The sequence below is a fragment of the Streptomyces sp. NPDC020983 genome, assembly GCF_044333485.1.
GTDB lineage: Bacteria > Actinomycetota > Actinomycetes > Streptomycetales > Streptomycetaceae > Actinacidiphila.
Window position 1 is genome coordinate 641,679 of sequence record NZ_JBIRRA010000003.1, and the last position, 7,915, is coordinate 649,593.

General features: G+C 70.7%; 5 protein-coding genes and 2 pseudogenes. 4 read left to right on the forward strand and 3 right to left on the reverse strand.

Going from position 1 to position 7,915, the window contains the following annotated elements; translation table 11 throughout:
- Positions 1 to 332 precede the first annotated feature (332 nt).
- Complete coding sequence (locus tag ACH4SE_RS09145) at positions 333 to 1,775, forward strand: SWIM zinc finger family protein (protein ID WP_398542655.1); 1,443 nt, start codon at positions 333 to 335, stop codon at positions 1,773 to 1,775.
- Positions 1,772 to 4,552, forward strand: a complete 2,781-nt coding sequence (locus ACH4SE_RS09150) for a DUF6493 family protein (RefSeq protein WP_398542656.1) — start codon at positions 1,772 to 1,774, stop codon at positions 4,550 to 4,552. The genes ACH4SE_RS09145 and ACH4SE_RS09150 overlap by 4 nt, the downstream gene beginning before the upstream one ends.
- Before the next feature lie 15 nt (positions 4,553 to 4,567).
- On the opposite strand, the pseudogene ACH4SE_RS09155 reads toward ACH4SE_RS09150, so the two are convergent.
- Positions 4,568 to 4,981: pseudogene (locus ACH4SE_RS09155) on the reverse strand (IS5 family transposase); the annotation flags it as partial.
- Positions 4,982 to 5,004: 23 nt separating this feature from the next.
- On the opposite strand from ACH4SE_RS09155, the pseudogene ACH4SE_RS09160 reads away from it, so the two are divergent.
- A pseudogene (locus tag ACH4SE_RS09160) lies at positions 5,005 to 5,487 on the forward strand (transposase); the annotation flags it as partial.
- Here ACH4SE_RS09160 and ACH4SE_RS09165 read toward each other — a convergent pair.
- Positions 5,479 to 5,853, reverse strand: a complete 375-nt coding sequence (locus ACH4SE_RS09165; protein ID WP_398542657.1) for a winged helix-turn-helix transcriptional regulator — start codon at positions 5,851 to 5,853, stop codon at positions 5,479 to 5,481. The pseudogene ACH4SE_RS09160 and the gene ACH4SE_RS09165 overlap by 9 nt on opposite strands.
- A 74-nt stretch (positions 5,854 to 5,927) precedes the next feature.
- Between ACH4SE_RS09165 and ACH4SE_RS09170 the strand changes: the two genes are divergently transcribed.
- Positions 5,928 to 6,611, forward strand: coding sequence for an NADPH-dependent F420 reductase (locus tag ACH4SE_RS09170; RefSeq protein WP_398542658.1), 684 nt, complete (start codon positions 5,928 to 5,930; stop codon positions 6,609 to 6,611).
- 666 nt (positions 6,612 to 7,277) lie between these two features.
- On the opposite strand, the gene ACH4SE_RS09175 is transcribed toward ACH4SE_RS09170, so the two are convergent.
- Positions 7,278 to 7,805 (reverse strand): hypothetical protein, encoded by a 528-nt coding sequence (locus ACH4SE_RS09175; RefSeq protein WP_398542659.1) that lies wholly within the window; start codon positions 7,803 to 7,805, stop codon positions 7,278 to 7,280.
- Between the last annotated feature and the right edge of the window lie 110 nt (positions 7,806 to 7,915).

A 7,915-nucleotide genomic window follows, 5' to 3' on the forward strand; every position in this document is an offset into this window, starting at 1 on the left:
CGTACGTGATCACTCGGGTGGGTAACTGCTCAACGCACAGGCGGCCTTCGGCTGAGCACGTGGTCCGGCCAAGGAACACACGAGCTCGGCGCGAAGGCCGCGGGGAGGGTCTGGTGCAGGGTGGGGCGACAGGTCAAGACGTCACCCGATCGGGCACCAGACCCTCGGCCGGGGGGCGATCCGGGCCGGTGACGCCGTTGCGCGGAACTCGCACAGCACGCCGGTCCGGCCCGCGGCCGGTGCCGGGGAGGTGACCGGGCTGCGCCCGTGCGCGCGGCGGCAGTCGGTCCGTCACGGAGATCGCTGTCAGCGCCGGCCGGTAGCGTGCGGGCGTGATCTCAGCGACCCAGTCCTACACCTACCTCGACGCGTCGGCGGTGCGGGAATCCGCCGCCGGACGAAGCCTCGCCCTGGAGACCTCGGGTGGTGCGACTCCGGCCGGCGAGGCGGCCAACCCACGGTTCTTCGACGGGTTCTTGACCGCGCCGACCGCCGCGGCGTCGGCGCTGCTCGCTGTCGCGGACGTCGCGGCCACCCGCTACTACCGGCCGCGCTCCGCCGCCTTTCTCGACCCGGTCGTCACCGCCAACGGCGACCGGCTGCGCGTGGAGTCCTTCTCCGGCTGCTGCGGCGTCTACGCGCGCCTCGACGTCCTCGCCCCCGGCCTCGACGGCGACGACATCGGCCACGGCACCACCAACGTCGACATCAACGTGCCGCTCCGTCAGGCCCTCGCCAAGCTCGGCGGCCTGGATCCGCTGCACTTGCGGGTGGGCCCCGAGGGAGTGGAGGCCACCACCTTCGACGGACGGTTCGTGGAGAAGAAGGTCCCGCTCCCGCAGCGCTGGCTGCGCGGCTTCGCCGAGGCCCAGGTGCTCGGGGCCGGGCTGGTGCCGCGCGCCGAGGTGGCGCCCGCGCAGGCGGCCGCCGTCCTGCGGTCCCTGCCGCGCCTCACCCTGGGCTCCGGTGCCCGCACCACGCGCTGGGTGGTGCCCACCGGGCACACCCTGCGACCCGTCAGCAGGCCGGCCCGCGGTGCGGTGTGCCTGCCCGGCGCCGAGCGGCTGGCCGGGCTGACACCCGTGCTGCGGCACGCGACGAGCGTGCGGCTCTACGCCCCCGAGGCCGCCAAGGGCGCTGAGACGGCCGTCGCCTGGGAGGTCGCTCTGCCCGGCATGCGGCTGACGCTGCTGCTCTCCCAGAGCGCGTCGCGCGGGTTCTCCGGCGAGGGCGGCGTCCTCGACGACCTCGCCACCGGACCCGTCACGCGAGACGCGGAACGAGTGGCGGAACACCTCGCCTGGGAGCCGAAGATCGACATGGCCGTCCTGTCCGCCCAGGCCGGCCTGACCCTCGAGCGGGTCCGCGCGGCGCTCACGGTGCTCGGGACCTCGGGGCAGATCGGCTACGACCTCGCCGAAGAGGCGTACTTCCACCGCCACCTGCCCTGGTCGGCGGGCGACGCGGAGGCCCGTAACCCCCGGTTGCGCGGGGCGCGGGCCCTGGTGGACCAAGGCGCCGTCCGGCTCGACGGCGCGCTCGCCTGGGTCGGGAAGGACGACCAGGCGCACATGGTCGGTGCGGACGACGCCGGGCGGGCGACCTGTACCTGCCTCTGGTGGGCGCTTTACCAGGGCGGGCGCGGACCGTGCAAGCACGTGCTCGCAGCGGGCATGGTGCGCGGGAGGGAGACGGACAGGGAAGCGGAAACCGCCGCGGGAGGCACGACGGCGACGGCGGCAACAGCAACGGCACGAGCGGAGAAGGCACGATGACACTGATCCACCTCGTGGAGGCCGGCGACGTCGAGGGAGTACTCCGGGAACTCGCCGCGCTGACCCCGGACGAGCGGGCGGCGCAGGTCGAAGCCCTGGAGGACCGGCGCGCACAGACGCCGGAAGGCTGGCACGCCTGTCCCGCGGGGGAGAGAGACGCCCAGCTCGCCGCCGAACTCGGCTGCCGGACCGACCCGGTGGCCGCGGCCGATTGGATCCTGCGCGAACACCACTTGACTTTCTACCTGCCCCGCCGCGGTGCCTGGATACTCGACGTCGTCGACCTCTACCCCGCCGCCTGGCGAGCCGAGCTGGTCGCCCGGCTCGCGGAGCGCTCGACGCCCGGGAAAACCGTCAGGTTCGACCTCCTCGACCACCTCGTCCACAGCACGGGCTGCCCTGTCCCGACCTCCGACGGCTTCATCGAGAGCTGGCTGAGCTGGCGCGGCTGGAACAGCGAGCCTCCCGCACACCTGTGCGGCGGGGGCCTGCCCGGCGACAGCCTCCTGGCGCGGCTGCGCGCGGACGGGCTGACGCCGAAGCTCCTCCCGCTGGTCGTGGACCGGCCGGACATCTCCGTCGGTGGCGTGGAAATGTTCCACCACCTCGTGAAGAAGCACGGCTCACAGCACGTGCGGGAGAACACCAGGCTCGGCGTGTTCATCAGCCTCTCCACGGAGGGCGACGGCCTGGTCGACCGTGCCGCACTGGTCCCGCGCATCTTCGCCCTCCTGTCCGACGACGCGGCAGGGGGACTCGACGCCACCGTCGCGCTGACGGAACTCGCGCTCACTCCGGCGGAACACGCCTCGGTGTCCCGCGAACGCCGCGCACTCGCCGAGCCGTTGACCGCCCGGCTGCTGGAGGACGGCACCCCTGCGGCGACCGCGCCGACGCTCGCGTACCTGCGGGCCCTTGCCCTCACCCCCGCCGAGAACGCGCCCCTGCTCCGCGACCACGTCGCGATGCTCGACCTGTCGTCACCCGTCGCCGCCTACGGCCAGGAAGTCCTCATCGGCCTTGACGAGGCGGGGCTTGTCGAGGCCGACGTCCTCACGGAGATCAGCGAACGCGTCCTGCTGCGTCCCGAGAAGAAACTGGTCCGCGCCCAGCTCGCCTGGCTGAACCGGGCGGCCAAGCGGGACGCCGCCCACACCGGCAGGCTCCTGACCGACATGGCGCTCGCCTTCCAGCATCCCGACGTGGGCCTCCAGGAAAGCGCCCTCGACCTGGTCGCCCGTCACCTGCGCAGGGCGGCCGTCCACGACGGTGACCAGGAGGTGCTGTGCGCCCTGCGCGAGGCCGCGGCCTTTCTCACCCCCGCTCTCACCCCGCGCGCCACCGAGATGTTCGGCCTGCCGGAGCAGAACGCCCCGGGAGGGTCTGCCGGGCCGTCCGGCGAGGTGCTCCCGGACGTCCTGCCGGACGTGCCCGAGCCGGCACCGGTCCACCCGGTCGCCACGACGGCCGAGGTCGCCCCCCAGGTCGCGGTGGCGCTCGCCGACCCCGACAACGTGGTGGCCTTCGAGCGTGCCCTCGACGGCCTCGTCCGGCACGCACGCCTCGACCGCAGCACCCTGTCCAAGGCGCTCGAACCGGTCGTGCGCAAGAAGCTGCACCAACCGGACGACAACTGGTACTGGAGCTGGTCGCCGGCCGACGCGCAGCTCGACATCTACGACGTCGTGACCGCGGTGCGCGGCGACAAGCCGCGAATATGGCACATCCACCTCCGTCACGAACACACCAATTTCCTCACCTACTACGCCGGGACACCCGACTCACCGGGCGACATGCTCAAGGCGCGGCTCAGCGAGGCGATCGACCTGATCGAGTCCGGCACACAGCCCTGTCTGCTGGCCCTGCCGACCCGGGCCAACGGGGCGGTGGACGCGGCCACCCTGGTGGAGCGCATCGCCGAGTTCGAGAGCCTGGGCGTCATCCCCGCACCCGTCGACCTGGCCCAGGCCCTGCTCCGGGTCACCCCCACGGACGACGAGCAGGTACGGCAGACGGCGGGCGCACTCCACTCCGACGCGGGCCGCCTGCTGGCACGGTGGCTGAACCAGGGCGGCGTCCCCCACCGGGACACGACGCCCGAGAAGTGGCCGAACGACCACCCGACCGGTGCAGAACCAGGATGGTGGGAACCCGCCGTCCCTTGCATCGACCACGACCTGCCTCTCCCGCCGGTCGCCGCGGCCCTCCTCAGCCCCCACGGCTGGTGCACTTCCTGGGCGGCTCCGTTCTGGCTCGCGCAACTGCCGCACCACCGCGACGAAATGGCCGCGCGTCTCGGTACCACCCACCAGCGCGCGCTCCCGTGGCTGATGGAAACCCACGGCCCTGCGGGTTACGCGACGCACTGGCAGATCGCGCGACGGCTCGGCGGGAACCCGAAGGAGGCGGACGCGGTGGTGGACGCCCTCCTGGTCCTCGCCGCGCAGGGACAGCTGGACCCAGGGCTGCTCGCCGGGCAGTGGCAGGCCCTGCTGCGGCTCGGCGCGAGCACCCACACCCGGGCCACCGCCGCACTGCGGGCCGCGGCCGAGACCGGCGCCTGGGCGACCGTCTGGTCGATACTCGAGGCCGCCCTGCCGGCCCTGCTGCGCGACAAACCGGTCAACGGAGCTGGAGCGATCCTGGCACTGGCCGCCGAGTGCGCCTCCCACTCCGGGGCCAAGGGCTCCATCCCCGAGGTCGACGAGGTGGCCGCGCGCAAGGGATCGAGCCAGATCGTGCAGAACGCCAGACTCCTGCGCGACGTGTTGCGCTGACAGTGGCTCACACGACGAGTTGATCTGTCGCAGGGTGATCAGGCAGCAGGCGAGCTCAAGGAGGCTTCGTGGATGCCGGCTCGTCGTTCCCAACGGATGCGGAGTCGTTTGAAGCCGTGGAGCCAGGCGAAGGTGCGTTCGACCACCCAGCGGCAGGTGCCCGGGCCGGTGCCGTGTCGGCTGTCGCGGCGGGCGATGGCCGGCACGATGCGGCGGGCGCGGACCTGGTCGCGGTAGATGTCGGGGGCGTAGCCGCGGTCGGCGAACAGCGAGTCCGGCTTTCGGCGGGGGTGCCCGCGCCCGCCGCGGACGGCGGGGAGCGCGTCGAGCAGCGGCAGGAGCCGGGTGACGCCGCCCGCGGTTCCCGCCGGTGAGGATGACTGCCAGCGGTGTGCCGTTGCCGTCGGTGATCAGGTGGTGTTGAGAACCGCTGACGAAATGACCTTCGAGGTGGTGGGACCACTCCCGGACCGTTGATCTGGGGATGCGGGGTGGCTCGGCCGAAACCGCGAAGTCGACACCTGATCACTGATGCCGGCGGCATACCGCTCGCCGCCACCTTGACCGGCGGCAACCGCAACGACGCCACCCGGCTGATCCCGCTCCTCCAAGCCGTGCCGCCGGTACGCGGCAAGCGCGGCCGGCCCCGGCGCCGCCCCGACGTGGTCCTGGGCGACCGCGGCTACGACCACGACAAGTACCGCCTGGCCTGGGATCTCGGCGTGAAGCCGCTGATCGCCCGCCGCGGCATCGAGCACGGGTCCGGGCTGGGCTCTCAACGCTGAGTCGTGATGCGTACGTTCGCCCACCGGCACGGGTTCCGCCGTCTGCGAATCCGCTGGGAAATCCGCGACGACATCCACGACGACATCCACGAAGCCTTCCTCACTCCTGGCTGCGCACTCATCTGCTGCCGGCGTCTGCGATCACTCTGAGGAGGACCGGATGGTGGCAGCACAGTCGGCTTCCCGGGCGGCCATGAGCTCATCGCCATACTCGAACGCCCATGCTCCGACAGCATCGATGGGGGCCAGCAAGGTGCGCCCCAGGGAGGTGAGTTGGTACTCCACGCGCGGCGGTGCTCCGGGGTACGACTGCCGTTCCACCAATCCGTTGGACTGCAAGCGCCGCAGCGTCTGGGTGAGGACCTTGGAGCTGATTCCCCCGATCTGTGGGCGAAGTTCGACCGGGCGTCTGGGACCGTCGCGCAATGCCCAGAGCACGACGGCGTTCCAGGTGTTGGACAGGAGGTCGAAAGCCAGGCGGGCACGGCAGTCGGCGAGGAAGGCGTCGGTCGTCACGTACCAAATGGTGCCCGACGGGCGCACTAGCGTCGTTGCGATCGGTCCGAGCAGGTCCTGGGAGGGAATGCGTGATGAGAATCGGCGTACTGGGCACGGGCAACATGGCGGACGCGCTCGCCACCCACTGGGTGCGGGCCGGGCACGACGTGGTCGTCGGAGGGCGGGACGTGCAGAAGGCGGAGCGGCTCGCGACACGCCTCGGGGGCAGCGCGAAACCTGCCAGTCTGCGCGCGGCGGCCGAGTTCGGTCAGGTGGTGCTGGCCGCGCTGCCCTTCGGCGCGGGGACGAGCGTGGTGCGGGAACTGCGGGCGCCACTGGACGGCAAGGTGCTGATCGACTGTTCCAATCCTGTCGGCCCGGGCTTCCTGCTACAGACACAGGGCGGTCTCTCGGCCGCACAGCAACTGGCCGCGGCGGCTCCGGGAACTCATGTGGTCAAGGCGTTCAATCTCTGCCACGAGGACGTATGGCGCATGAATCCGCCCATCTTCGACGAGCGGCCACTGGCAGTTCCGGTCTGTGGAGATGACGCAACAGCCCTCACGCTCGTACGCCAGTTGGTGCGGCATGTCGGCTGCGAACCCGTGGCGGGCGGCGGTCTCGAACGAGCCGGACTCCTGGAAGCGACCGCCGCACTCTTCATCGGGCTCTGGGTCGCCGAGGGAGCCGATGCCCAAGCCATCGCACCCCCGCTGGCCTACGCCGCCGGACCAAAACAGGAGGAGTCGGAAGAGACCGCGAGGGCTTTCCGTTAGGAGTTCTCAAGGCGTGTGGTCTGCCGTTGCTGCGGCTTGTCACGGCTGTGGAGCGGCCGTGCTGTCGCCCTCTCCCGGGGCACCGCCGCGCCAGCGGCTGATCCATACTTCGGCGTGCCGTTGTGGCTCCAAGTTGAGACTCGACACGGGTCCAAGCGCCGCTACTCGAACGAGCACCCTGGTACGACAGCGGGCAGAAGATGACGTTGGTCGCCCGTCTGCCACTGTGGATCAAGCGCGCGAATAATCGGGACGAGGTCCTGCGCGGCCTCGCTCGAATCCGCACATCACTGGTCTGTGCCTGAAGGTCTCCTGCCAGCACCAGGAGCGTTTCCACCTTTTCCGGACAGCGACGCAGCCTTGGTGTGATCGTGTGCGTTGTCGATCATGCCAAGGCCGTGAGGTGAGTCTGCTGCAGGATGCTGTCCGCGTCGGGTCCCTGACCGTGTCATCCCGGTTCCGGACCGACTTCTACGACTGCCTGACCGCCCGCGCCGACGCGCTGTTCGAGCTGACCGACGCTGTGCCGCCGCGGGTCTCGGTTCGAGCCGGGTACCGGCTCCTACCGCCTCGCCACCACCCGAGCACGCGCCGAACAGCAAGCTGTCGCCGGCCGGCCTTACGCCGTCGGGCTGCCCGCCACCTTCGCGACTGCGGGCAGCTGCATCACATCCGATCAAACCCTTCAAACTCGTCATCGCACAGACCGGTTCGACAGCACACGGGCAGCCACTCGGCCGCAATCTCACGAACCCGCTGAAGGCGACCTCTGTCGGGCTCTATCACCGTCAGAATCTCGAACGCGTCGCCGGCAGCACCAGGCTGCCGATTCGACATCACCTCTGCGTAGAGGAGCCAAATGCCCTGCGTGGCAAGGGACCGACAACGCTCCGGAAGTTCCGTCCCCTCTCCCGCGACCATGCGGTGCAGGAGGTCGAGAAACAACACGCGTGCTATCGGAGCCACGTCGTCCGCGAGGGCAGCCAGAGCAACAGACGTCACCGCAGGCGCCGGTTCCCAAAGCGCCGCCGGCGACCAGACGTGCTCTTCGAAGCTGACATGGATCGGCCTCCCCTCGGGCCCGAGCCCTGCAAGCTGCAGCAGATACCCGGCAAGGTGTTCTGCCGTGTTGCCACACCCGCACTGCATGCCCTTCCAGTCCTGCCGGGCGATCTCCATCTCGATCAGTCTCATAGCTCCCAGACACTAAGACCGTGTCCTATGTGGTGAGGCGGAGGAGGCGTTTGTAGCAGCAGAGGGCGGCGGCGAGTCCGAGGAAGGCCAGGTAGTTACGGGGATGGCGC